The 24187-nt window shown below is 72.8% G+C and carries 18 protein-coding genes; 9 read left to right on the top strand and 9 right to left on the bottom strand.

Features of this window, described 5'->3' with window-relative positions; translation table 11 throughout:
• Positions 1–5: 5 nt before the first annotated feature.
• The 3 genes from ABZ911_RS08145 to ABZ911_RS08135 all read left to right on the top strand — a co-directional run bounded on the left by ABZ911_RS08145 (position 6) and on the right by ABZ911_RS08135 (position 7774).
• Complete coding sequence (locus tag ABZ911_RS08145) at positions 6–992, top strand: iron-siderophore ABC transporter substrate-binding protein (RefSeq protein WP_358053195.1); 987 nt, start codon at positions 6–8, stop codon at positions 990–992.
• Positions 989–3070, top strand: coding sequence for an iron ABC transporter permease (locus tag ABZ911_RS08140; RefSeq protein ID WP_358053193.1), 2082 nt, complete (start codon positions 989–991; stop codon positions 3068–3070). Before ABZ911_RS08145 ends, ABZ911_RS08140 begins: the two co-directional genes overlap by 4 nt.
• 120 nt (positions 3071–3190) lie before the next feature.
• On the top strand, positions 3191–7774 hold the full coding sequence (locus tag ABZ911_RS08135; protein ID WP_358053191.1) for a CHAT domain-containing protein: 4584 nt from the start codon (positions 3191–3193) through the stop codon (positions 7772–7774).
• Positions 7775–7783: 9 nt separating this feature from the next.
• Here ABZ911_RS08135 and ABZ911_RS08130 read toward each other — a convergent pair whose 3' ends face one another.
• The 7 genes from ABZ911_RS08130 to ABZ911_RS08100 form a co-directional block, all read right to left on the bottom strand.
• Entirely contained in the window at positions 7784–8284 is a 501-nt protein-coding gene (locus ABZ911_RS08130; RefSeq protein WP_358053189.1) for a hypothetical protein, read from the bottom strand.
• A gap of 52 nt (positions 8285–8336) precedes the next feature.
• On the bottom strand, positions 8337–10043 hold the full coding sequence (locus ABZ911_RS08125; protein ID WP_358053187.1) for a serine/threonine-protein kinase: 1707 nt from the start codon (positions 10041–10043) through the stop codon (positions 8337–8339).
• Between the two features lie 12 nt (positions 10044–10055).
• A complete protein-coding gene (locus tag ABZ911_RS08120; RefSeq protein ID WP_358053185.1) occupies positions 10056–10475 on the bottom strand; it encodes a hypothetical protein in 420 nt (139 codons plus the stop codon).
• A 66-nt stretch (positions 10476–10541) separates the two neighbouring features.
• A complete protein-coding gene (locus ABZ911_RS08115; RefSeq protein WP_358053183.1) occupies positions 10542–13295 on the bottom strand; it encodes a BTAD domain-containing putative transcriptional regulator in 2754 nt (917 codons plus the stop codon).
• 85 nt (positions 13296–13380) lie between these two features.
• Positions 13381–13764, bottom strand: a complete 384-nt coding sequence (locus ABZ911_RS08110) for a hypothetical protein (protein ID WP_358053181.1) — start codon at positions 13762–13764, stop codon at positions 13381–13383.
• Between the two features lie 132 nt (positions 13765–13896).
• A complete protein-coding gene (locus ABZ911_RS08105) occupies positions 13897–14778 on the bottom strand; it encodes a hypothetical protein (protein ID WP_358053179.1) in 882 nt (293 codons plus the stop codon).
• On the bottom strand, positions 14775–15326 hold the full coding sequence (locus ABZ911_RS08100) for an RNA polymerase sigma factor (RefSeq protein ID WP_358053177.1): 552 nt from the start codon (positions 15324–15326) through the stop codon (positions 14775–14777). Before ABZ911_RS08100 ends, ABZ911_RS08105 begins: the two co-directional genes overlap by 4 nt.
• A 155-nt stretch (positions 15327–15481) precedes the next feature.
• On the opposite strand from ABZ911_RS08100, the gene ABZ911_RS08095 reads away from it, so the two are divergent.
• The 6 genes from ABZ911_RS08095 to ABZ911_RS08070 all read left to right on the top strand — a co-directional run bounded on the left by ABZ911_RS08095 (position 15482) and on the right by ABZ911_RS08070 (position 22577).
• Entirely contained in the window at positions 15482–15874 is a 393-nt protein-coding gene (locus tag ABZ911_RS08095; protein WP_358053175.1) for an SSI family serine proteinase inhibitor, read from the top strand.
• A 197-nt stretch (positions 15875–16071) separates the two neighbouring features.
• Positions 16072–17928 (top strand): hypothetical protein, encoded by a 1857-nt coding sequence (locus ABZ911_RS08090; RefSeq protein ID WP_358053173.1) that lies wholly within the window; start codon positions 16072–16074, stop codon positions 17926–17928.
• On the top strand, positions 17888–19024 hold the full coding sequence (locus tag ABZ911_RS08085; RefSeq protein WP_358053171.1) for a hypothetical protein: 1137 nt from the start codon (positions 17888–17890) through the stop codon (positions 19022–19024). Before ABZ911_RS08090 ends, ABZ911_RS08085 begins: the two co-directional genes overlap by 41 nt.
• A gap of 2 nt (positions 19025–19026) precedes the next feature.
• Complete coding sequence (locus ABZ911_RS08080) at positions 19027–19287, top strand: hypothetical protein (protein ID WP_358053169.1); 261 nt, start codon at positions 19027–19029, stop codon at positions 19285–19287.
• 449 nt (positions 19288–19736) lie between these two features.
• Positions 19737–22019 (top strand): DUF87 domain-containing protein, encoded by a 2283-nt coding sequence (locus ABZ911_RS08075; protein WP_358053167.1) that lies wholly within the window; start codon positions 19737–19739, stop codon positions 22017–22019.
• A gap of 93 nt (positions 22020–22112) precedes the next feature.
• The gene (locus ABZ911_RS08070) at positions 22113–22577 is read left to right on the top strand and encodes a MarR family transcriptional regulator (protein ID WP_358053165.1); all 465 of its coding nucleotides are present in this window, start codon (positions 22113–22115) and stop codon (positions 22575–22577) included.
• Positions 22578–22660: 83 nt separating this feature from the next.
• Here the strand turns inward: ABZ911_RS08070 and ABZ911_RS08065 are convergent, their stop codons facing one another.
• The gene (locus ABZ911_RS08065; protein ID WP_358053163.1) at positions 22661–23581 is read right to left on the bottom strand and encodes a carbohydrate kinase; all 921 of its coding nucleotides are present in this window, start codon (positions 23579–23581) and stop codon (positions 22661–22663) included.
• Positions 23578–24186: a TetR family transcriptional regulator gene (locus ABZ911_RS08060; RefSeq protein ID WP_358053161.1), complete on the bottom strand. Its 609-nt coding sequence runs from the start codon at positions 24184–24186 to the stop codon at positions 23578–23580. Before ABZ911_RS08060 ends, ABZ911_RS08065 begins: the two co-directional genes overlap by 4 nt.
• Position 24187 lies beyond the last annotated feature (1 nt).

Below are 24187 nucleotides of genomic sequence, written 5' to 3'. Positions count from 1 at the left end.
CAACCATGCGCCCCCTGCGCACTGCTCTGGCGATCTTCGCCGCGACTCTGGCCCTCGGAGCCTGCGGCACCACGGAGGCGCCCACCGGCCAGGCCGCCGCCCCGGCGGACGCCCCCGCCGCCGGTCCGGTCACCGTCACCGACGGCCGGGGCAAGCAGATCACCCTCGACAAGCCCGCGACCAAGGTCGTCGGCCTGGAGTGGGGCGAGGTCGAGATGCTGGTCAGCCTCGGCGTCATGCCCGCCGGGGTGGCCGACGTCAAGGGCTACGGCACCTGGGTCACCGCCGCCAAGCTGGACGCCACCGTCAAGGACGTGGGCAACCGCAGCGAGCCGAGCGTCGACTCGATCGCCGCCCTCCAGCCGGACCTGATCCTCATGGAGGCCAATGGGAATTCGGCGCTGATCGCCCAGCTCGAGAAGTTCGCGCCGGTCCTCGTCGCCAAGGCCAGCGACACCGCCGACAATCTCGGCCGGATGCGCGCCGACTTCAACATGATCGCCACCGCCGTGGGCAAGACCGACGTCGCCACCAAGGTGCTGGCCGACTTCGACGCGGCCCTCGACGAGGGCAAGCGGAAGATCGCCGCCGCCGGAGCCGCGGGCAAGAAGTTCGTCATGGCGGACGGCTACCAGGAAGGCAGCACGATCTCGATCCGCATGTTCGGCCAGGGCGCGCTGGTCTCCGACGTGGCCGCCCGCCTCGGACTGGCCAATGCCTGGACCGGCAAGGTCGACAAGGCGTGGGGCCTGGGCAACACCGACGTCGAAGGGCTGACCGCGCTGAAGGACGGCGACGTGCGCTTCTTCTACAACGCCTCCGACGGCGTCGACGTGTTCGCCGAGGGGCTGGCCGGCAACGCCATCTGGAAGTCGCTGCCGTTCGTCGCCGCCAAGCAGGTGAACCGGCTGCCCAACGGCATCTGGACCTTCGGCGGGCCGCGGTCGTGCGCGCAGTACGCCGACGCGCTTGTGAAGGCCTACACCGGTTGAGCACGCCCGTCCTGACCCCGGCACCCCCCGCCCCGCCGCTGCGGCGGCTCGGCACCGCCGGCGCGTTCGTCGTGGCGCTGACGGCGGTCGTCCTGCTGGCCGCCGTCCACCTGACCCAGGGCACCTCGTCCGTGGGTGCGCTGGACCTGCTCAGGCTCGCGCTGGGCGGGGACGACCAGGAGGCCGCGCGCGTCCTGGTCGCCTCCCGGCTGCCCCGGCTGGCCGCCGGGGCGGCCGTCGGCGTCGCCCTCGGCGTGGCCGGCGCCCTGCTGCAGTCGATCGCCCGCAATCCGCTGGCCTCGCCGGACACCCTCGCCGTCAGCTCCGGCGCCTACCTGGCGGTGACCGCCGCCGCCGCGTTCGGCCTGACGCTGCCGACGCTGCTCTCCGGCGGGCTGGCCTTCGTCGGCGGGCTCGCCGCCGCCGCCCTGGTGCTGGCCCTGTCGTCCGGCGCCAGGACCGGCACCACCCGGCTGATCCTGGCCGGATCGGCCACCTCGCTCGCGCTCAGTTCGCTGACCACACTGCTCATGATCCTGTTCCAGGAGCAGACCACCGGCCTGTTCGCCTGGGGCAGCGGCTCCCTGGTACAGAGCGACCTGGTCGCGGTCACCCGGCTCGGACCGGTGATCGCGCTCGCCGCGCTGGCCGGGACGGTGCTCGGGCCCCGGCTGGACATCCTCGGCCTCGGCGACGACACCGCCGCCGTGCTGGGCGTCAACGTGCGGCGGTTGCGCCTGCTGGCGGTGCTGCTGGCTGTGCTCCTGTCGGCCGCCGCGGTGACCATCGCCGGGCCGATCGGCTTCGTCGGGCTGTGCGCGCCGGTGATCGTCCGCCTGCTCGCGCACTGGCTTCCCGGGCTGCACCGGCACCGCGCGATGCTGCCGCTGTCGGCGCTCGCCGGAGTGGCGATCCTGCTGGCCGCCGACATCGCGCTGCGCGCCGTCCTCGGCGGCCAGGCGGGCGTGGACGTCCCGCCGGGCGTGGTGACCACGATGCTGGGCGCCACCATCCTGGTATGGCTGGCCGGGCGCCACCGCGACGCCGGACCCACCCGGCAGCCGCCCACCGTGCGGACCGCGCACCGGACCCGCGCCGGGTTCTGGACCGTGGCCGGGTGCTGCGCCGTCCTCCTGGCCGGAGCGGTGGTGCTCGGCCTGCTCGCCGGGGACACCTGGCTGCTCGGCGGCGACGTCGCCAACTGGCTCCAGGGCAGGACCGGCCGCGCCCTCACCTACGTCCTGGACCAGCGCTACCCGAGGGTGCTGGCCGCCGTACTGGCGGGAGCCGCTCTCGCGGTCGCCGGTACGACCGTCCAGGCGGTGTGCCGCAACCCGCTCGCCGAACCGGGTGTGCTGGGCATCACGGCCGGCGCGGGCGTCGGCGCGATCGGGCTGCTGACGATCGCCCCGATGGCCGGGATGTGGGCGATGTCCGCGGCCGCCGGTTCCGGGGCGGTGCTCGCCTTCGCCGTCGTCTACCTGCTGGCCTGGCGCGGCGGGCTGAGCTCGGACCGGCTGGTCCTCATCGGCGTGGGAGTCCACGCCTTCTGCACCGCCGTCACCGTGCTCATCATCGTCAAGTCCGACCCGTTCGACACCGGCAAGTCCCTCACCTGGCTGTCCGGCTCCACCTACGGCCGGATCCCGGCCCAGCTCCTGCCGGTCGCCGTCGCCCTGCTGCTGGTCGTCCCCGCCGTTGTCCTGCTGCGGCGGGACCTGGACCTGCTGGCGCTGGACGAGGACACACCCAGAGTCCTGGGCGTGCCCCTGGAGCCGGTACGGCTGGCCGCCCTCGGCGGCGCCGTCCTGCTCACCTCGACCGCGGTGTCGGCCGTCGGCGTGGTCGGCTTCGTCGGCCTGGTCGCCCCGCACGCCGCCCGAGCGCTCGTCGGCGGGAACCACGCCCGGCTGCTGCCGGTGGCCGCGCTGCTCGGCGCACTCCTGGTGAGCCTCGCCGACACCCTCGGCCGGACCGTCATCGCCCCCGCCCAGATCCCGGCCGGCCTGGTCACCGCCATACTCGGCACGCCGTACTTCGTCTGGCTGCTCTGGCGTTCCAGGGCGGGCAGGAGTTAGCCTCCCCGCTGCCAGGCCGAGCATCCCGACGGTCGGGCGGACCGGACCGGATCCGTGCATTGCCCGTCACACAGCGAAACGGCGGTATATCTTCGGAGCAAATCCCAACTGCGGGGTGCCATGGATCACATTGCCGAGACCGCGGCCGAGCTGGTGGCGCAGTTCCAGCGCGAAGACTCGACCGATGCGCTGGACCAGGCGATCGCCCTGTACGAGGGGGAGCCCGCGCTGCTGGCCCCCTACGGCAGGGCGCTGCTGTTACGCCACGTCCGCCACGCCCGCGACGAGGACCTGGACGCGGGCGTCGCCGCCTGCCTGGCAGCCCTCGAACAGACGCCGCCCGACGCGGAGGAGCGGCCGGACCGGTTGGTCGACGCGGCCGACGCGCTGATCGGCCGCTGGGACGCCAGAGCCGATCCGGCCGACATGGAGACCGCGATCGGCCTGTTCAGGCAGGCCATGGAGATCCAGCCGGACTCGGTCCGGGCGCGGTCGAAGCTGGGGGTGGCGATCGCCAGGCGGCGCGTCGGCGGCGGAGGCTCCGACGGCGACCTCGCCGAGGCGCTCACCCTCTGCCGGGACGCCCTGGCCCCCGACGCCGACGGCAGCGTCGAACGCCGGAGCCGACTGGCGTTCGCCATGTTCGCCCGCGCCGGGGAGTCCGGGGACTCGGCCCTGCTGGACTCCGCGATCGAGATGATCGGCGGGGCGCTGGACGCCACTCCGCCGCGGAGCCCCGACCGGTGGGCCTACGAGCTGCTGCGGGCCTCGATGATCTTCCAACGCCACACCGTCTCCGAGCGCGCCGAGGACCTGGCCGAGGCCATCGAGAGCTGCGCCGCCGTCCTCGCCCGGATGCCGGCCAACGCGCCCGGCCGCCGCCTCGGCCGCCTGCAGTACGGCGTGATGCTGCTCGTCCGGTTCAGGCGGACCGACGATCCCGGCGACCGGGACCAGGCGATCACCATGCTGCGCGACGCCCTTACCGGCTTCCCGCCGTGGACCCCAACCAGGCCCGCTCACGAGCAGGTGGCCCACGAGCAACTACGCAGCCTGCTCTGGAACCGGGTCGGGAGCGACCGGCGGCTGGAGGACGTCGACGAGATCATCGCGCGGGTGAACGCCGCGCTGGCCGTCGCGCCCGACGACGAGTTACGGCAGGAGCTGGCCTCGGCGTCCATCACCCGCTACTCCATCACCGGGCGTCTGGCCGACCTGCCCGCGGACTCGTCCCGCGACCCGATCATCCTGAGCGGCAACCTGCTCAGGGCCTGCACCGGAACTCCGGCGGAGCTCGGCGCGGCCATCTCCGTGGCCGACGAGGTGCTCGCCGCGGCGCCCGGCGACGAAGACGACCTGCTCAGCCTGAGGCTCGCGGCGGGCAGGGCGCTGATGACCCGGTACGGCCAGACCGCCGACCCCGGCGACCTCGACCGCAGCCTCGACCTGTTCGAGCAGGCCGCCGACTCGATGCCCGCGGACTCGTACACCAGAGGCGTGACCCGGGCGGACGTCGCCCGCGGCCTGGCGGTCAGGTTCGACATGGCCAGTGACCCCGCCGACCTGGAGGCCGCGCTCGCCGCCGCCGACGAGGCCGCCCGGCTGGTCCCCGAAGGCCATCCGGACCGGGCGGGCGTGGAGAACGCCCGAGGGCACGTGCTGACCGTCCGGTACCACCGCGGCGGCGACCCCGCCGACCTGGAGGCGGCGATCGCGGCGCACCGGGCGTCCGTCGACGCGACCCCCGCGACACATCCCGACCGGGTCGTCTACGAGGCGATCCTGGGCAGATCCCTGCAGGAACGTTCCGAAACGTCAGGCGATCCCGCGGACAACGCGGCCGCCGTCCGCGCGGCGGAAAGCGCGCTGCGTGCCGTACCGGCGGGTGGGGTCGCGCACGGGGAGCGGCTGGTGGCGCTGGCGCGGGCGCGGTCGCAGCAGTTCCTTCTCACGGGGGACGCCGAGGCCGTCGACGCCTCCATCGCCGCCTACCAGCAGGCGGCGGGCGAGCTGCCGCAGGGGCACCCCACCCGGAAGGTCGTGCTCTCGGGGCTGACCGCCGCGCTGAAGGTGCGGGCCGAGCAGACCGGCTCGCTGGCCGACCTGGACGCGGCCGTCGCGGCCGGACAGGAGGCGGCGAGGCTGCGCGGGCGGGTGTCGGACCAGGCGACCGCCGCCATCAACCTCGCGGACGCGCTGCGCATGCGCAGCGTGCGGACCGGCGGCAGAGCCGACGCGGACGCCGCCGTGACCGTCATCCGCGAGGCCGCCCAGGGCCTCGCCGAGGGGGACCGGCAGCGCCCACTCTGCCTGGTGCAGCTCGCGCTGTCGCTGTCGCACCGCTTCACGCTGAGCGGCGACCCCGCCGACATCGACACCTCCGTCGACCTCGCCCGGTCGGTGCTGACCGCGTTCCCGAACCTCCCTCCGGCCCGGCTCATCGCCTACAGCACGCTCGCCGCCGCCCTGTGGGAGCGCGCCCTGCACTGGGGCGACCTGAACGCCATGACCGAGGCGATCGAAACCCTGGACACGGCCATCGCCGAACCGGCCGCCGACCACCGCCAGCGGGTGTCGCTGCTCTACAACAAGGCGGGCATGCTGATGCGCCGCTTCGACCTGTACGGCAGGCCCGCCGACCTGGACGAGGCGATCGAGGCCAACCGCACGGCCCTCGCCGCGCTGCCCCCGAACCACCCCCACCGGCCGATCGTCACCAAGGGCCTGGCGCTCCTCTACAGCGCCCGCTACCTCGCCACCGACCAGGACGACGACCTCAAGGAGCTGATCCGGCTGGGCCAGGACGGGCTCGCCGCAACCCCCGACGACGACCCGGCGTGGGCGAGCCACCAGCACGTGGCGGGCCACGGCCTGCTCATGCGGTTCTGGCGGTCCGGCCGCAACCGCGACCTGTGGGGTGCGATCCGCGCGCTGCAGGCGTCGGTCACGGCCACCCCGCGGGACCACCCGATCCTCTCGGGCCGCGCCTCCCAGCTCGGCCTGGCGCTGAACACGCGGTACGAGCGCTACGGGCGCCGCCGGGACATGGAACGGGCGATGGCCGCCTTCCGCCTGTCCACCGAGGTGACCTCGGCCTCCACCTCGACCAGGCTGACCAACACCCGGATGTACGCGGCCTACAACCTGCACCACGAACGCCCGGTCGAGGCGCTGGAGCACTACCGGGTCTGCGTGCAGGAGCTGCTGCCGCTCGCCGCCTGGCGCGGCCTGGACCGCTACTCCCAGCAGAACCAGCTCAAGGAGGTGGCCGGGCTGGCCTGCGAGGCGGCCGCCGCGGCGCTGGCCTGCGGCTCGCCCAGGTCCGCCGTCCAGCTCCTGGAGCAGGGCAGGGGCGTGCTGTGGGCGCAGCTCCTGGAGACCAGGACGGACCGGAACCAGCTCCGCGAACGCCATCCGGAGCTCGCCGCCGAGTTCGACCGGTTGTGCGCCGTGCTCGACAGCCGCGACGGCGAGCGGCAGGGCCCCGAGACCCTCCAGGGCGACGGGCTCGGCGGCCCCCGCGAGTGGGACAGCGTGGACCGCAGGAGGCGGGTGACGGCCCGGTTCGCCGAACTGCGCGACCACATCAGGCAACTGCCCGACTTCGACCGCTTCCTGCGTGCTCCCGACTTCACGGCCCTGCGGGAGGCCGCCGCCGAAGGCCCCGTCGTGATCGTCAACGTCGATGACAGGCGCTGTGACGCGCTGCTGCTGACCGCCGACGACCTGCGGGTCCTGCCGCTGCCCCGGCTGACCCACGAGGACGCCGTCCAGCGGGCGCGGGCCTTCCACGACGCGCTCGCCACACCGCCGGCCGGCGTCGCCGCCCGGATCGCCGCGACCCAGACGGTGCTGACCACCCTGGAGTGGCTGTGGGACACCACGGCCCGGCCGATCCTCGACGCGCTCGGCCTGCGTGACACGCCCGGCGAGGCGACCCGGCGGATCTGGTGGTACCCGACCGGGCCGCTCTCGACGCTGCCCCTGCACGCCGCCGGCCGCCACCTGCCCGACCAGCCCGCCGAGTGGGTGGGCGACCACGTGGTCTCCTCGTACACGCCGACCCTGCAGGCGCTGCTGCGGGCGCGGGGCACCGCACCGGCCGACGACCTCCCCGCCACGCTCGTGGTCGGCCTGCGGACCACGCCCCGATCCGGCGACGCCTACGCGGACCTGCCCGCCGTGCCCGGCGAGGTGCGGGCCGTGCGGGACGCGCTCGGCGAGCGGGTGACCGTACTCGAGGACGGGGCCGCGACCCGGCAGGCCGTGCTCGGCGCCATCCCCGGCCACCCCCGGGCGCACTTCGCCTGCCACGGCAGCCAGAACCCGGAGGACCCCTCGGCCAGCCACCTGGCGCTGCACGACGGCGAGCTGACCGTGCTCGATCTCGCCAGGACCGGCGCCGCCGAAGGCGAGCTGGCCTTCCTGTCGGCCTGCGAGACCGCGCAGGGCGACCCCGCGCTGGCCGACGAGTCCATCCACCTGGCGGCGGCCTTCCAGCTCGCCGGATACCGGCACGTGATCGGCACGCTCTGGCGGCTGAACGACGCCTCCGCCGCCGAACTGGCGGGCGAGGTGTACGGCAGGCTCGCCGGCGGCGAGGGCCCGGCGATCGCGCTGCACCAGGCGGTGCGGCGGCTCAGGGGGATCGCCGGGTTCGGCAGCCCGGTGTCCTGGGCGCCCTACGTGCACATCGGCCCCTGAGCCCGCCCCTCACAGGCGGCACCCCCTCGGGATGGTCGACGACGTCGAACGGGGGTCGACGCCCTCGCAGGCCTCGAGGTAGGGGTACGCCTTCGAGCAGGAGAAGCCGGTGGCGCCGCTCAGCCGGAGGCAGACCCAGGCCCTGTCCCCGTCCGCCAGCACCCGCGCCCTGGTCGCGGCCTCGCCACTGCTGCCCGCGTACTTCCCGTAGTACCCCCTCCGCCCGGTCGACGGGTTCTCTTCGTAGACCCGGACGAGGTCGCGAGCGACCCCTCCGACGAGGCCCGCGTGGTAGAAGGGCTGTCCCTTGCACTTGAACAGGCCGGCCCTCCGGTCGGCCACGCTCAGGCCGCCGATCCGTTCCCAGGCGCGGCGGGCGCACTCCACGGACGACGCCGGGGCCGAGGCCGACGCCTGGGCCGAGACCGAGGCGGAGGCCGGGGAGGCGAGGACGGGGAGCGGCGCGAGCAGGCCCACCACTGTGGCGGTGGCGAGAAGAACTGGTTTCATCGTGGGCTCCTTTCCCGTCCCTCACCGTAGGGATCGGTTGTTCAGGATCCGTTCAGCCGGGGCTGACCACGAGGTTCCGCACGTCCACCTCGGCCAGCCAGGCGCGCAGCAGGAACTCCGAACCGAGGCAGTCGGCGAGCAGCGGGTAGCCGGTGACCGGGTACCAAGAGGTCTGGGTCGCGCCGTAGTCGAGCTGGTAGGCGACCTTGCCCCGGTCGTACAGGATGCGCCAGTGGTGGGTGCCGTAGTCGAGGCCGCCCGGCGGGGTGTCGGGCTGGGCGTCGGGGTAGGTGTTGGCGGCGGGCAGGTGGGTCACCGCGAGCTGGTTGAGCTGGCCTTTGCCGCCCTGGTAGAAGGCGTACTGCAGGGACAGGCCGCGGGGCTGGGAGCCGTCGAAGCGGGAGCAGACGCCGAGGCCGTACCCCCAGCCCATGCCCGGGGACGGCGTCTGGGTCGGGCGTCGTACCGTGACGTCGAGGTCGACCTGGAACCTGCACCAGTCGGGCAGCTCCGCGCGGATCCCCGTCCAGGTGTAGCCGCCCGTCGACTTGATCGCCCAATCCTTGATCGTCCACTGCCCTGACCCGTCGCTCCGCGCGACCGACTTGCCGGTGGTGTCGAAGCCGGTCGGTTCGAGGCCCTGGGAGACGGTCCGCGCGGTCTCCTCGCACACCCGCCTGCCAGTGCCGGAGACCATCCCGAGGGGCCCGAGCAGCACCACGGCCGCCACCAGGACAACGAGCAGGGCCACCACGCCGAACAGTCTCCGTGACAGGCGCGGCCGCCGGACCTCCCCGGCCGGGCCGTGCGGGTCGGGGACCGTCCACGACAGATCCGGGACCGGAGCGGGCCCCTGACCGGGGGAGCCGGTCAGCGCCGCGTACACCTGCTGAACGTCAGGACGCCGCTCAGGCTGCTTGTGCAGCGCCCACCCGACGAGATCCCGCAGCCTCTCGTCGACCCCCTCCAGATCAGGCTCCTCGTACACGACCCGGTGCAGCACCACGGGAGCGGCGTCCTCGCCGAACGGGCACCGGCCGGTCGCCGCGTACGCCATCACGGCGCCCCAGGCGAACACGTCCGAGGCCGGGGTGGACGGTTGCCCCATGGCCTGCTCGGGAGACATGTACCCGGCCGTGCCCGGCGCGTTCCCGGTGGCGGTGGTGAGGCCGCCGGCCATCTGCGCGATGCCGAAGTCGATGACCTTCGGGCCGGTCGGGGTGAGGAGCACGTTGCCCGGTTTGAGGTCCCGGTGGACGACGCCCGCCCCGTGCATGGCCTGCAGCGCGGCGGCGATCCCGACGCCGAGCTCGACCAGTTCCTCCCCGGCCAGAGGCCCGGACCGGCGGACCCGTACGGCCAGGTCGGGGCCGTCCACGTACTCGGTGACGAGGTAGGCGCGGTCGCCGTCGACGCCCGAGCCGACGATCCCCACCGTGCAGAAGGGGGCGGACTCGGCCACCCGCCGCAGGATCTCGGCCTCCCGCCGGAACCGCCGCCGGTACCCCGCGTCGTCCAGCCGCTCGCCGCGGATCATCTTCACCGCGACCTGCTCGCCGCCGGGCCCTTCGGCCAGGTAGACGACCCCCATCCCGCCCTGGCCGAGCAGCCGCACGACACGGTAACCGCCGATGTGGCGCGGCACGTCGGGCACGGGCGCCCCCCGGAGGTGTGATCCTGGACGCGTCTCGACGATAGGCCGTCGGCCTTCCTCCCCGCAACGGCGATGGCGGGACGGCCCCCGCGCCCGTCCCGCCACCGTTCAACCCGTTCAGTTCTGGCACCAGCGGCTGCCGTCCGAGTACAGCCCGACCACCGCGAGGCTGTGCCGGATGAAACGGATCCGCAGGCACTGGTTCTTGCCGGCGGTCTGCGCCAGCTTCCAGCGCGCCGCCGCCACCGCGACCGTCAGGCTGTAGCAGGCCGCCCGCACCAGCCGATGCGGCGAGCCCGCGCAGGCGGCGCGGAACTCGGGGCCGATGTCGGAGGCCGCGGCGAGCGCGCGGGTGACGCCGCGGCTGAGGTAGAGGCTGCAGGTCCAAGGCCCGCAGTTCAACGTGCCGAGCCCGTAGCCCGCCGAGGCCGTGCTCGCGGTGGCAGCCGGGGCGATGCTCGCGGTGGCGGCGCCCGCCCCCATGCCGAGCGTGACGGCGAGAGCGAGGGCGGCGGCGGTTCGGGAGATCCACTTCATCGCTGTTACCTGCCTTCCCGCAGGGTCCCTCCCTGCGAACTGAGGACAGCGTGCGACTCGGCCGGTTCAGGATCGGTTCAGCAGGCGCAGGACCCGTTTCTGGCCGTGGACGTCGCCCAGTTCGGCGAAGATCGAGCGGGCCAGCTCCAGCTCGTCGTGCTGGCCGGTGAGCTCGCCGACCGCGGCCAGCGCCCAGGCGTGCCCGTGTCGGTCGCCCAGCGTGCACAACCGGGCCGCCGCCGTTCCCGCGTCCGCGCCCGCCGCGGGGTCGCCTTCGGCGTGCCGGACCAGGGCCAGGCTGAGCAGGCCGTAGGCGGTCAGCCGGGGGTCCCGCAGACGGCGGCCGGCCAGGTCGTGTTCCTCCTCGGCGTGCCGCCGGGCGGCGGCGACCTCGCCGCGCGCCAGCCGTACGGTCACCAGGTCGTGCAGGCAGGCCGCCTGGGCGTGGCGGTCGCCGAGGTCGCGCAGGGCCGTCAGGGCGCTCATCAAACAGTCGCGCGCGACCTCCTCGTCGCCCGCGCGGTGCCGCAGCGCGCCGAGCCCGCGCAGGCAGCGCGCCTCGCCGCGGCGGTTGCCGCCCGCCCGGAACTCCGTCCGGCCGTGCGCGAGCATGCGCTCGGCCACGGCCTGCTCGCCGCGCTCCAGGTGGACGAGCCCGAGCCGCAGCAGCACCCACGCCCGATCCTGCGGCTCGCCGTGGCGGATGAACCGCCCCATGCTCTCCTGGTACGTCTCGACCGCCCCGGCGAGATCGTGCCGCGCGCGCTTCAGATCACCCAGATCCCGCAGCACCAGCGCGTGGCCGCGACCGTCCCCCGCCTCCAGCGCCGCCGCCCGCGCGTACCGGTTCGCGGTCCGCCACTCGTCCAGGTACAGGCGCGCCTCGAAGAACGGGGTGAGCGCGTGCGCCAGCCGCCACGCCTGGTCCGGCCGGCCGGCCAGATCCGCCACCAGCGCGACCAGGAAGGCCCGCTCGGCGTCCAGCCACTCGACGCCGTCCCGCACGTCCGTCGTGTCCATCGACGGCCCGCCGCTCAGGTCGAACTCCTCCGACGTCAACGGCAGCACCGCGGCCCGCACCCGCGCCAGCGCGACGTCCGCCAGACGATCCAGCCCCTCCCGCGGCCCCGGACGCTCCTGGACCAGCAGCCGCATCAGCTCGTGCAGCCGGAAACGGTCCTGCCCCGCGGCGTCACCCGCCAGCCGCTGCAGCAGCCCGAGACCCGCGACCGCCTCCGCCCATCCGGCCGGCCCGAGGCCCGCCCAGGCTGCGAAGTCCGTCGCCGACAGCCGCGCCAGCAGCCGCAGCACCGACTTCAGCTCGTCGTCCAGGCTCTCGTAGCCGAGCTCCAGCGGCGTACGGACCGCGACGTCCCCCGCCCGCATCTCGTCCAGCCGCGACGGCTCGTCCCGCAACCGCCTGGCCAGCCCCGCCGTGGAGACGTCCCGGCTCGCCGCGAACCGCGACCCCACCACCCGGACGGCGAGCGGCAGCCCCGCGCAGGCGTCGATCACGCGATCGGTCGCCGCGCCGTCCGTCTCGACCCGCCCCGTGCCCCCCAGCCTCGCCAGCAGCGAGCGCGCCTCGTCCCGGGTGAAGACATCCACCTCGTACGGCCTGGCCCCCGCGAGCCCGGCCAGCGGCGACCGCCCGGTGATGAGCGCGACCGAGTTCGGCCCGGTCGGCAGCAGGGGGCGCGCCTGTTCCTCACCGGATACGTTGTCCAGCAGGACGAGCAGCGTGCGCCCCGCCGTGAGCGTCCGGTACGCCGCCAGGCGCTCGGCCATGGACGCCGGGATCGCCCCGCCGGGGAAGGCGAGTGAGCGCAGGAATCGGGCCAGGACCGGGCCGGGGTCGGGCTCGCCGCGCAGGTCGGCGAAGAGCTGCCCGTCGGGGAAGCGCTCCCGGTGCCGCCAGGCCGTGTGCACCGCCAGGGTCGACTTGCCGACGCCCGCGTGGCCGTATAGGACGATCGGCAGCGGCGCTCCGCCCGGCCTGGTCGCGAACGCGGTGTCGAGCCGGTCGAGGAGCCGGGCGCGCCCGGTGAAGTCGGGGTCGTCGCGGGGCAGCTCCGCGGGCGGCGGCCGGTCGTCGGCGCCGAGGGCCGGATCCTGCCGGAGGATCCGCTCGTGTAACAGGCGCAGCCGCGCGGACGGCTCGGTGCCGAGCTCCTCGGCCATGACACGGCGGAGCCGGTCGTAGAGGGCGAGCGCCTCGCCGAGGTTGCCGGAGCGGTAGAGGGCGATGAGCAGCAGCCGGTACGCGCTGTCCCGCAGCGGATGCCTGGCCACGAAGATCCGCAGCTCGGTGAGGACCCGCTGGTGCTCTCCCAGCCCGATCCGCAGCTCGCAGAGCTCCTCCAGGGCCTCGGCCCGCAGCTCCTCCAGCGGGACCGCCTCCATCCGCTGGAGGTGGTCGGACTCGACGTCCTCCAGCGCGTCGCCCCGCCACAGGTCCAGCGCCGCGCGCAGGACGCGCACGCGTGCGGCCGCGTTCCCGTCGCGACGGGCGAGCAGCGCCCGGAACCGCTCCACGTCGACCTGCCCCGGCTCGACGCGCAGCCGGTAGCCCCTGCCGCCCGGGACGCTCTCGATGAGATCCCTGGGCAGGATCTTCCGCAGGTCGCTCAGATAGACGCGGACGACTCCCGAGCTGATCTCCCGCGGCCCGGCGAGGGCCTCCAGGAGCTGGCCCACCGAGACCGCCCGACCGGCCGCGAGGGCCAGGGTGGCCAGCACCGTCCGGTGCCGCGGGACCTGAACCGGCACGACCCGCTCGCCATGGCGGACCTCAAGGTGCCCCAGCAGGTTGATTTCCACTGTTATAGGACGCGCGGCTCGAGCATCTGGTGGTCCGCGGCGAACGCCCGCGTCCCTGGCCGGAACGCGGGCGCTCGCGGCTAGGTCAGCACTGGCGCAGGCCCGGCGCGGGGTCCACCGGGGTGTAGATGTCCACAGCGGGAACGTTGCCCCACTGGCCGTTGTCGAGCTTGGTCCAGTACCAGACGTTGTTCCCGCCCGGGTGGTGGTCGCCGGGGCCCCAGCACTGGAACCAGCTGAAGGTCGTGGTCAGCGTGCCCCTGACCGCCGACCTGTACGACCGGTGCTCGTAACCCTTGGCTCCTCTCTTGTTGCCGCAGTGCAGCCGTCCGTCCGCCCAGACGCTGCAGTCGGCGGCCCGGGCGGACTGGGCGGCGGGCGCCGAGGCGGTGGCGGGGGCGGCGGTCAGGGTGGCGCCGAGGACGACGGCGGAGGTCAACACGATCGTGGTTGCTCTGGCGAGCGACATGCGCGTTCTCCTGCGGTAGGGGGAGGCGGTACGCGTTGGTGCGCACCGCCGACCGGGCTAGGCCCGTCCAGTCGCAGACTGTATTCGCCTGACTACCGTTTGTGATGACGCCTGAAGGTGAGATCGATGTGGTCAGTCGGTGAGGTCGTACCACTGGGGTGTGGCGACCTTCAGCGGGTCCGGGATGGGACCGGCGCCCGGGCCGGGGACGACGTAGAGGGCGACGGTGTCGGAGCTGTGGTCGCGGGAGCCGTTGACGATCCAGTCGTCCTTGATCCGGTCCGCCGGGACGGTCTCGTCGAAGAAGCCGCCGTCGGGGAGGATCCACAGCAGGCGATAGCCGACCTTGAGTTGGCGCCGCTGTAGCTCGGCGCGTACCGCCGCGACCGTCTTGCCGTGCACCGTGTAGCCGTCCAGGGACTCCTCTCCCGAGGGGTCGTAGGCGTGGTCGCCGGCGTAGGGCTCGCCCGGCTCGGCGGGACGGCCGACCCCGAGGACTACCCGGCCGGGGAAGTCCGCGGGCATCCAGACCTTGCCGCAGAACGCCGACGAGCAGGGCGTCACGCTCTGCACGCCGATGCTGCCGCGCCACTTGAAGCCCTCTGGCACGATCGGGCCGAACAGGGTGCCGACCTCGTCCGGCGCCGCCGGGATGACCTTCACTGTCACGTTCAGCCCCACCGCGCGGAACGCCTCCTCGAAGCGCCGGCGGTCGGCGGCGGGATCGGTGATGGTGACGGCGAAGTAGTCGTCGGCCATCTTGATGGAGACGGCCGCATTGGCGTACTCCAGGGCCGGACCGCCGGCGGGCAGGCCGACGCCGATCGCGATGGACACGGACGCTGCCGCCGCCACCGCGATCACGACCGGTCGGCGGAGGCTTGGGAGCCAGGACCGCCGACGGCGCGGAGGCCCGGTCGCCACGATCTCCTCGAACAGGTCGTGAACCCCCTGGCTCACCACGGGCTCGGTGGCCGGATCGATGGCGGACACCATACGGTCGATCTTCCTCATCGGCTCTCTCCTTCCAGTGCGGCCGTCACACGGACCTCGTCTGTCGTGTCGAGCAGCCGGGCCAGCCGCTTGCGGGCCCGATGCAGGCGCAGCCGTGCGGCGGTGCCGCTGCACCCGAGGACCTTGGCGATCTGCGGACCCGTCAGCTCCTCCCAGCAGGCCAGCGCCAGCACCTCCCGGTCGGCGGGGGGCAGGGCGGCGAAGGCGGTCCGGACCGTGTCCCCGCGTGGATCGGCGGGCGCCGCCTCCTGGCCGGTGGCCAGTTCGTCACGGAGCCGCGAGGCCAGCGCGGTACGGCGGGACTCCCCGCGCCGGTGGTTGGCCAGGACGCGGCGGGCCGTGCCGTACAGCCACAGCAGCGTGAAGTCGCCGTCGGGGACGTCGTCCAGGCGGCGCCAGGCGGTGAGGAAGGTCTCCGCGATCACGTCGGCGACGTCGTCGGCCGAGTCGGTACGGCGCTGCGTGTACCGGTGGATCGCCGGATAGTGGGCGAGGTAGAGCGCCTCGAAACGATCTCGCGCGCCGGGGGGCACGCGTGACTCCTGCACAGGTGTCTCCTAATCGAAAGGTGCTGGACACCCCCTCAAGTGTCCGGCAGCTCGGGAAGTGTTTCCCGCCCTGGTCAGGCCGCCGGACATCCTTGGTTCGCACGCGTGGTGACGATAATGTCGCGGAACGTAGTCAATCTGAAGGGGTTGTCCCGATGCACGTTCTCCGCAGTCTCACCGCCACCGCCTTGGCGGTCGTCGCGTTGACCACCGCCGCTCCGTCCCAGGCCGAGGACATCGTCACGGGTGAACTGCGGATCACCAGGTACAACATCCACCAGGGCACCGTGGACCGGTGGTACCTCACGTGTGATCCGGACGGGGCCACCCATCCGGATCCGAAAGCCGCCTGCGACCGGCTGTGGGAGATCGGCGGCGATCTCGAAAAGCTCAGGTTCCGGCCGGTCGGCCCGTGCCCGAGGGTCTACCATCCGATCCGCGTGGAGATCGACGGCCGCTGGTACGACCAGCGGAAGAAGTTCGCGATCGTGTACCCCAACTCGTGCTTCGCCGAGTTGCTGGCCCTCCCGGTCGTGCCCACCCCCTGAGCCCGCGCCCTGCCGGATGACGTGGTACCTCCCGGAACAAGAGTCACTGTGGTTGTAACGGCGGATGCTCCTTGTCGAGATGTATCAAGAGGAGCTGTCAAGGGCCGGGGGCGGAGTGCTACGGCATGGGTGAACTTCAAGCGCGACTGCCGGCCTCTCGGACGCGTCTGTTCACTTCAGGGCGACGACTGGGGTGGGTGTTCCGGGATCCGCGTTCGCTGGCGGTGCCGTTCACCGAGCCCGAACCGGTGCCGCGGCCGGTCCCCGACCAGCTCTTCCAGCGGCGGCAGGACGCCGAAGTCTGGCGTGGCAAGCAGGTCGGCCGGGCGTTGAAGCTCTTCGGCACGCCCTCGCTGGCCCTGCTGCTGATGGGCGGCTGCACGGTGGCGGTCGGCGGCGGTGGACCGGTCGCGGCCGGCCTGATCGGGCTGGCCGCCCTGGTCGGACTGCCGGGCCTGCTCCTGGTGCTGGTGTCCGGCCGGCGGAAGCGGGTGGCTTCTCGGGCGGTCCAGGAGGCGCAGCACTTCCACGCCGACGAGCACGAGCGCGCCCATGTCGGGTGGCTGCGCCGCCGGGCCGAGCACCAGCGGGCGCAGGCGGCGTGGGTGGCGCGGGCGGACGAGTGGGGGTCCGCGCAGGCGCGGGTGGCGCGGCGGCTGGACGTGTTCGGCGGCGGGTTGTGGGGCTGGGAAGCCCTGCTGACCGTGCACGGGGCGTCGTCGCTGGCGGGCCAGCCGGTGCTGGTCGTCGACCTGTCCGGCGAACGGGTGTGCGTCGAACTCGCCGCCCTGGCCCACTCGGCCGGGGTGGCGGTGCACAGCGAGGTACTCCCCGCCCAGCTCGCCGAATCGTGCCTGTGCGACGGGCTGGACGCGGGCCAGCTGGTGGACGCGATCGTGGAGTCGATGCACGCCCCGGAGGGGGCGCCGGGCGCGTCACGCGCCGACCGCAGCATGGACCACCGGATCCTCAGCGCGCTGGCGGCGGCGCTGGGCGGCGAGGTGACCATGGCGCGGCTGGCCGAAGGAGTACGCGTGCTGCTCGACGAAGCCCCCGCTCTCACCCGGTTGAGCGCGGGCGAGCACCAGCGGATCGCGCATGACCTGTTCTCCGAGGAGTACCGCAGGCAGGTCCGGCCCGCGTTGACCCGGATCGAGTCCTTCCTGCACCCGCTGGAGGCGTTGGGCGCGGGGCGCACCCGTTCCGGGCCGGCTCCGCTGACCTGCGTGGTGGTGGAGGGCAGCGGGCGCGGCCCCGGCCTCGAACTGCTGACGGATCTGATCGTGCAGTGGCTGACCCACCGGATCTCCACACCGACCGGGCATGTCCCGGCGGTCATCGTGGCCGGAGCCGACGAGCTGGCACGGCGGCACCTGGAGCGGCTGTCGGATGTGTGCGAACGCCGGGGGGTGCCGCTGACCCTGCTGTTCCGTCATCTGCGGGAGGCGTCGCTGGAGATGATCGGCGGTGGCGCGGTGGCGTTCATGCGGCTGGGCAACCACGAAGAGGCGACGCGGGCCGCCGACTTCATCGGCCGCCGGCACACGTTCGTGCTCTCCACGCTCACGCGCACACTGGGCGGCAACGAGACCCACACGACGACCGACTCGTCCGGGCACTCCGACACCGACGGCACCAGCACCTCGCTCAACGACTCGTACAACTTCACCGACCGGCTGTTCAACAGGTTCACCTACAGCGGGCTGAGCGCGTCGGCCGGGGCGAGCCGGTCGGTGACCCGCAACTGGTCGAGCGCCCTGTCCTTCGCCGACGGCACCAACTGGTCGGACGCCGCCGCCCGGCAGCGGGTGTACGAGTACGCGGTGGAGCCGACCACGTTGCAGGGCTTGCCGGACTACGCCCTGCTGCTGGCCGAGCACGTCTTCGGGCAGGGCGTCCAGGTGACCCCGGTGGACTGCAATCCGGCGATCATCACCTTGCCGAGGGTGAGCATCGATCCGCTGCCCGATGCGGCCGAGGCCGTGCAGGCGGGGGAACCGCAGACTACGGGGGGTGAGCGTGGGGGTCGACAGCTCCAGCGGCGAGGAGAGTGAGAAGCCTGAGCGCGCCGAAGAACCGCCCATCGCCGAACCGGCGCCGGAGCGAGCCACCGAGCCGGTGAAGATCGAACCGGATCCCACCTACGAAGAGCTCCACGCCCTGGCTGATCGGCAAGAGGCGGAGATGGCCTCTGAGGATGAGGCAGGTCTCAGGGGTGACGACTCCTTCGATGAGCTGTCCAACGATGCGCCTGGCAACGGTGACGCGCAGACGGTTGACGAGCCCGGCGTGGAGGACCCTGATCCGACCTTTGAGGAATTGCAGGCACTCGCAGAACAACAAGAAGCCGAAATGGCCGCTGAAGAAGAGGCGGACAAAGCAGCCTCATACCCAGATGGGCTTCAGGAGAGCGGCTGGGAGCCAGAAACGGTAATCGGCTTCGTGCAGCGGTGGGAGGACCACGAGGCGCGTTGGCCACAGGAAGAGGCCGCCGCAGTCGATCATTCCGGGGACGAGCCAGGTTGGTGGCGAGGCGAAGGCGGCCAATATTTGATTGTCGAAGAGAACATAGTCACCGGACATCACTACGACCGCCTGGCTGCGATCAGGCCGGAGGTGACAGGTTCGATTGAGGCCATAAAGGCTGAGGTTCCTGGAGCGGACCTGGTTGGACTGGAATATCAGCTAAAGGGGATCGACCGCTATAAGGAGAAAGTAGCGGCAGACCTCGCGTCCACTCCGGAGCGTGCGGTGGAGAAGGTCACGCCGAACATTCCGGACGCGTTGCGCTACACCTACCAGTTCGACAAGGATGACTATGTCAACGGCTACGATGCGGTCTGTGAGCGCCTGCGGGGCCAGGGTTTTGAGATGGAGTTAAGTCGCAACTCCTGGGGTGACTCCCAATATAAAGGCATTAACACCCGATGGCGCAACGAGGATGGCCAGATGTTCGAGGTGCAGTTCCATACCCCCGAAAGCTTCGAGGCGAAGCAGCTCACGCACAAGGCATACGAAAGGCTCCGCAATCCGCTCACTGATGGCCAGGAGATGAAGGAACTAAGGGTCTTTCAGCGAGAGGTTGCAGCCTGCATTCCCGTACCGGAACAGGTGAACGATATTCATAACTACCGAAAGAAGAGTGGTTGAGAATGGCGGAGAAAATCACCTATTATGCAATTCTCGTAGACGAGTACACCATCGACCGGCCGGCTGGCCTGCTGCGTCGCAGGGAGGCTGAAGACGGCGCCTTCGTGGACGAGGGGCTGCAGAAGGATATGGCGTGGCACCGCACAGGCAGCGTGGTCGAGTGGGAGTTCGGTAACTACTCCAACGAGCTCGAAGAGGTGAGTGAGGAGGATGCGCGGCGCATTATTGAGGATCTGCGGGTGCGTTGGAGTGCGCTGAGTTGACGTTCGTGTTAGGGCCGCCTGGGTTGCGGTGGGAGCGGGTTCCGGCGTTTCGGGTGATGGAGATTCCGCGGCCTGAGGAGGGGGTGGAGGCGCGGCGGGGTGAGGATGGGGCTGATGGGCGGCGTTCTCGGGTGGCGTCGTTGGTGCAGGCCTTTTACGCGGCGGGGGAGGGCGGCGGGGCCGGGGGCGGGCGCGCGGGGAACGAGGGCGGCGGGGCGGGTGAGGGTGGTGGGGCGGTCGGGCTGGGCTGGGTTCGGGCTGAGTCCGAGGGGCCCGTAGAGATCGTGGTGGCGGGGGCTGGGCTGGCGGTCGGTGGTACGGGGGAACCGATGGTTCCGTTGCGGTTGCCGGTCGGTGCTCGTGGTCGGAGGCTTTCGGGTGGGTTGGCGTCGGTGCTGGGGCGGTTGCCGTACTGGTGCCGGATTGTCGGCAAGCATGACGCGCTCCTAGTGCGTCAGTCCGAGGAGCGGCGGTTCAGGAGGACGTCGCTGGAGGACGGTCTGCTGGCGGTGTGGGATCAGCCGTTCGGATGGGTGGTGCTGGCCGAGCCGGTCGCCGACGGCGTACTGGAAGAGATGGCCGCGCAGGTGGCGCTGGAGCAGCGTGGCGCGCAGGCGCGGGGGGAGAAGTCGCCCGCGTACGCGGTGGAGACCGAGCGGCTTCGTGAGCGCTACCGGGAGCTGGCGCAGGCGCAGTCGACCGGGTTGTGGCGGATCCATCTGCTGGCGGGCGGCGCCAGCGCCGGGGACGCGCGGCGGGTGGCGGGGCTGGTGTGCGCGTCGATGGATGTGGCGGACCTTCCGTACACGCTGAAACCGGCGCCCGCGGCCCAGGGTGTGTCCCATGTGATCGAGAACGGTGTGGACGGCTCGTCCTTCACCGCGGGGACGGAGATGGTGGCGGCGCTGGCGTGCCCTCCCGAGCAGGAGCTCGCGGGGGTCAGGTTCGTGCTGTCGCCCCGGTTCGACATCAGCCCGGAGGACGGGGAGGGCGGCTTGGGCCTCGGCGTGGTGCTGGATCGGCAGCGACGGCCGGCGGGAGCGCTCACCCTGCCGGCCCGCATCCTGAACCGGCACACGTTCGTCTGCGGCGCGACCGGCGGCGGCAAGTCGAACACCATCCGCGGCCTGCTGGAGTCGGCCACCGCGCAGGGCCTGCCGTGGCTGGTGGTGGAGCCCGCCAAGGCCGAGTACGCGGCGATGGCGGCCCGCCTTCCCGGCCACGAGGTGATCGTGATCCGGCCGGGCGACGTCGACGCCGTCGCGGCGGGCCTCAACCCGCTGGAGCCCGCGGTCGGGCCGGACGGCCGCCGGTTCCCGCTGCAGACCCACGCCGACCTGCTGCGGGCGCTGTTCATCGCGGCGTTCGCGGCCGAGGAGCCCTTCCCGCAGGTGCTGTCGGCGGCGCTGACTCGCTGCTACGAGGAGCTGGGCTGGGACCTGGCGCTGGGCGAGCCGCGGATGCCCGCCGTACAGCCGAGGTATCCGACGCTGGAGGATCTGCAGCGCACCGCCGAGCGGGTGGTCGCCGACATCGGGTACGGGCGGGAGATCACCGACAACGTGCGCGGCTTCATCCGGGTACGGCTGGCGTCGCTGCGGCTCGGCGTCACCGGGCGGTTCCTGCAGGGCGGGCACGGCATCGACTTCGAGCGGCTCCTGCACCGCAACGTGGTCTTCGAGATCGAGGACGTCGGCGACGATCACGACAAGGCGTTCTTCATGGGGACGGTGTTGTTGCGCCTGGCCGAGCATCTGCGCGTCAGCCGGGCCGGGTCCAGGAGCCTGCGGCATCTCACGGTGATCGAGGAGGCGCACCGGCTGCTGCGCCGCAGCGAGGGGCAGCAGGGCGCGGCGGCGCACGCGGTGGAGATGTTCGCCTCCCTGCTGGCGGAGATCCGCGCCTACGGCGAAGGGCTCGTCATCGCCGAGCAGATCCCCGCCAAGCTGGTCCCGGACGTCATCAAGAACACAGCCGTCAAGATCGTTCATCAGTTGCCGGCCGCCGACGACCGGGAGGCCGTGGGCGCGACGATGAACCTCACCGACGCCCAGTCGGCGTACCTGGTGACCCTGCCGCCGGGCGAGGCGGCCGTGTTCACCAGCGGCATGGACTTCCCGCTGCTGGCCCGCATGCCCGACGGGTCGGGGCGCGAGCAGTGCCCGGCTCGTACGGCGAGCGCCGCCCGGATCGTCGATCCGCGCAGCCGTACCTGCCCGCGGGAGTGCGCGCAGGCTCCGTGCACGCTGCGGCAGATGGCGTCCGCGCGGCGGGTCCTGGAGGACGATCCGCGGCTCGCGGTGTGGGCGGAGCTGTCGGTGCTGGGCCACCTGGTCGGCGAGCACATGCCGATTCCGGGCCGCGCGCTGCTCAAGGACCTGCGCGGGATGGAGGAGAGGTCACGCGACTGCGCGCTCGCCCACGCCGTGGACGGCGCCGCGGTGGCGCGGTCCGCGGTGATCGCCAGGACGGTCAGTCCTGCCGAGCTCGCCGAGCACGTGTGTGAGGCGATGCGCGGCCGGGTCGCCGGGCAGTGGGTGTGCGCGAAGGACGAGCCGCGGTGGCGGGTCGCGCGACCGGACGAGCTGACCCTCGGCGGGGAGGGCGCGCCGGCTGTGGAGGCCGCGATCGGCGGCGCCGGTGGGGAGCGGGACCAGGCGCTCGCCGCGGTCCTCGACGACTTCCTCGGCTGCCGCTGGCCGCTGCGCCTTCTCGCGGATTCGCCTGCCTGACAGCGGCCGTGTCCTTGCTCGTGTTCCGGCAAGGGCGGTACAGTCATCCCCGCTTATAGTCACCAATGATGACTATAAGGTGGGAGGGTGGCCATGCGGCGCAGTGAACGCAAGCAGACAGATCCTGACCTGGGGGTTCTCGCGGGCAGGCTGCTGTTCGCGGTCCAGGAGGAGATGTTCGACGCCCTCGCCCGCGAAGGCCACCCCAACCTGCGGCCCCAGCACGGCGCGGTGCTGGCCTACCTCGACGCCGAAGGCAGCCGGGCCACCGACCTGGCCCGCCACTCCGGCCAGCACAAACAGGTGGTCGGCAAGGTGATCGACGAGCTGGAGGCCCTCGGCTACCTCGAACGCCGCCCCGACCCCGCCGACCGGCGCGCCAAGCTCATCGTGCCCACCCCGCTCGGCCTGGACCAGATGGCCCGCTCCGACGCCATCATGGCCGCCATCGAGGACCGCCATGCCCAGGCCGTCGGCGCCGACGACTACGACGGGTTCAAAACCCTGCTGCGGCAGATCATCCAGCGCCAGCGGGACCAGGCGGCCGACGAGACCTGAGGCGCGACCGGCCCTCGCCGAGGGGCACGTCGACGAGGTCCGCCGACGCCGAGACCGTGACGAAGCCGGTAGGTGACCGCCCCTCAGGCGAGTTGGTGCGCCCACGGCGGGTCGGCTCCAGGCGCCTTGCACGTCTCCGCCGCCGCCCGCGTCCCGAACGCCAGTGCCGCCCGCACGTCGTCCGGGGTCAGCGTGTCGAGCCTGCCGCCGAGCCGTCCCCGCGAGCGCAGCACGTGGAGCAGGCCCGCGGTGAACGTGTCGCCCGCGCCCACCGTGTCCACCGGCTCGACCTCGACCGCCGGCACGGACACGCGGGCGCCGTCGAGCGAGGCGAACGCGCCCTGGGCGCCCAGGGTCACGACGACCAGCCGCACGCCGTACCCGTGCCAGGTGGCGCAGGCCTGCTCGGCGGAGAGCTCCAGGTGGGCCAGGTCCTCGTCGCTGACCCGCAGGATGTCGGCGAGCCGCGCCCAGCGGGGGAGCGCCTCCCGGTAGGCCGTCACGGGGACGAGCGAGGTGCGCACATTGGGGTCGAGGGAGATCGTCGCGTGCGGGCGGACGCGGGCCAGCGCCCGCTCGATGAGCGGGCCGCCCGGCTCGACGACCAGCGCCAGCGACCCCGCGTGCAGGCACTCCACGTCGTACGGCGTGCGCCCGGCCAGTTCCTCCGCGGTCCAGAGCCAGTCGGCGGTGCCCTGCGTGTAGAAGTCGTAGGCGGCCCGGCCGGACGCGTCGATCGCGGTGATGGCCAGCGTCGGCCGTTCCGCCGCGGCCACGCAGGAGGTGAGGTCCACCCCGGACGTCGCCAGATGGTCGCGCAGCAGCGTGCCCATCGCGCCTCCCGCCAGCCGCCCGATGAACCTCGTCGGGGTCCCCAGCCTGGCCAGCGCGACCGCCGTGTTCGCCGGGCTGCCGCCGGGGCGTACCTCGAGGGTGAGCGTGCCCTGGCCGGGCGACACGAAGGCGTCGGCCACGGCCTCGCCGATCACCGCGACGCCCGTCACGAGGAGCTCAGCCGGGAACGCGGGTCGGACGGGGGGAGCAGCAGGGAGAGCAGTGTCGCCGTGAGCACCGGGGCGGGGTCGGGGAGCCTCCCCGCGCCGGCCTCCTGGGCGGCGTTGTGCAGTGTGCTGTAGAAGGTGGCGACCAGCCAGGAGACGGGCAGGTCGGTGCGGAAGTCGCCGTCGTGGCGGCCGCGGTCGATCAGGTTCTCGATGCGGACCAGGACCGGGTCGTGGTGGGCGCGGATGAGTTCGGGCGGCAGCGCGCGGGCGGCGGCGCTGTACAGCCGTCCGTGCCGGTCGAGGATCTCCCAGGAGGACCGGACCAGCCTGGCCAGCGCCTCCGGGGCGGGCAGCCCGCGCAACTCCCGGTCGTCGATCGTGGCGCCGGCCACGGTGATCGTGTGCTCCAGCACGGCCTCGACGAGGGACTGCCGGGAAGGGAAGTGGCCGTAGAGGGTGACCCGGCCGACCCCGGCGGCCTGGGCGATGTCGGCCGTGCTGGCGTCGGGGTCGGTGCTCAGCAGCCGCGTCGCGGCGTCGAGGATGGCGGCGATGTTGCGTTCGGCGTCCGCGCGGCGCCGCGCCGGTGTTGTCCTGCCCGTCATG

Source organism: Nonomuraea sp. NPDC046570 (genome assembly GCF_040645915.1).
Lineage (GTDB): Bacteria > Actinomycetota > Actinomycetes > Streptosporangiales > Streptosporangiaceae > Nonomuraea.
This window is presented reverse-complemented; position numbering and strand designations above follow the sequence as displayed.

Bases quoted from the DNA above. Each gene is read 5' to 3' on its own strand.
- ABZ911_RS08145 (WP_358053195.1), top strand. From the start codon at position 6: ATGCGCCCCCTGCGCACTGCTCTGGCGATCTTCGCCGCGACTCTGGCC.
- ABZ911_RS08135 (WP_358053191.1), top strand. From the start codon at position 3,191: ATGGATCACATTGCCGAGACCGCGGCCGAGCTGGTGGCGCAGTTCCAG.
- ABZ911_RS08130 (WP_358053189.1), bottom strand. From the start codon at position 8,284: ATGAAACCAGTTCTTCTCGCCACCGCCACAGTGGTGGGCCTGCTCGCG.
- ABZ911_RS08120 (WP_358053185.1), bottom strand. From the start codon at position 10,475: ATGAAGTGGATCTCCCGAACCGCCGCCGCCCTCGCTCTCGCCGTCACG.
- ABZ911_RS08110 (WP_358053181.1), bottom strand. From the start codon at position 13,764: ATGTCGCTCGCCAGAGCAACCACGATCGTGTTGACCTCCGCCGTCGTC.
- ABZ911_RS08105 (WP_358053179.1), bottom strand. From the start codon at position 14,778: ATGAGGAAGATCGACCGTATGGTGTCCGCCATCGATCCGGCCACCGAG.
- ABZ911_RS08095 (WP_358053175.1), top strand. From the start codon at position 15,482: ATGCACGTTCTCCGCAGTCTCACCGCCACCGCCTTGGCGGTCGTCGCG.
- ABZ911_RS08080 (WP_358053169.1), top strand. From the start codon at position 19,027: ATGGCGGAGAAAATCACCTATTATGCAATTCTCGTAGACGAGTACACC.
- ABZ911_RS08070 (WP_358053165.1), top strand. From the start codon at position 22,113: ATGCGGCGCAGTGAACGCAAGCAGACAGATCCTGACCTGGGGGTTCTC.
- ABZ911_RS08060 (WP_358053161.1), bottom strand. From the start codon at position 24,186: ATGACGGGCAGGACAACACCGGCGCGGCGCCGCGCGGACGCCGAACGC.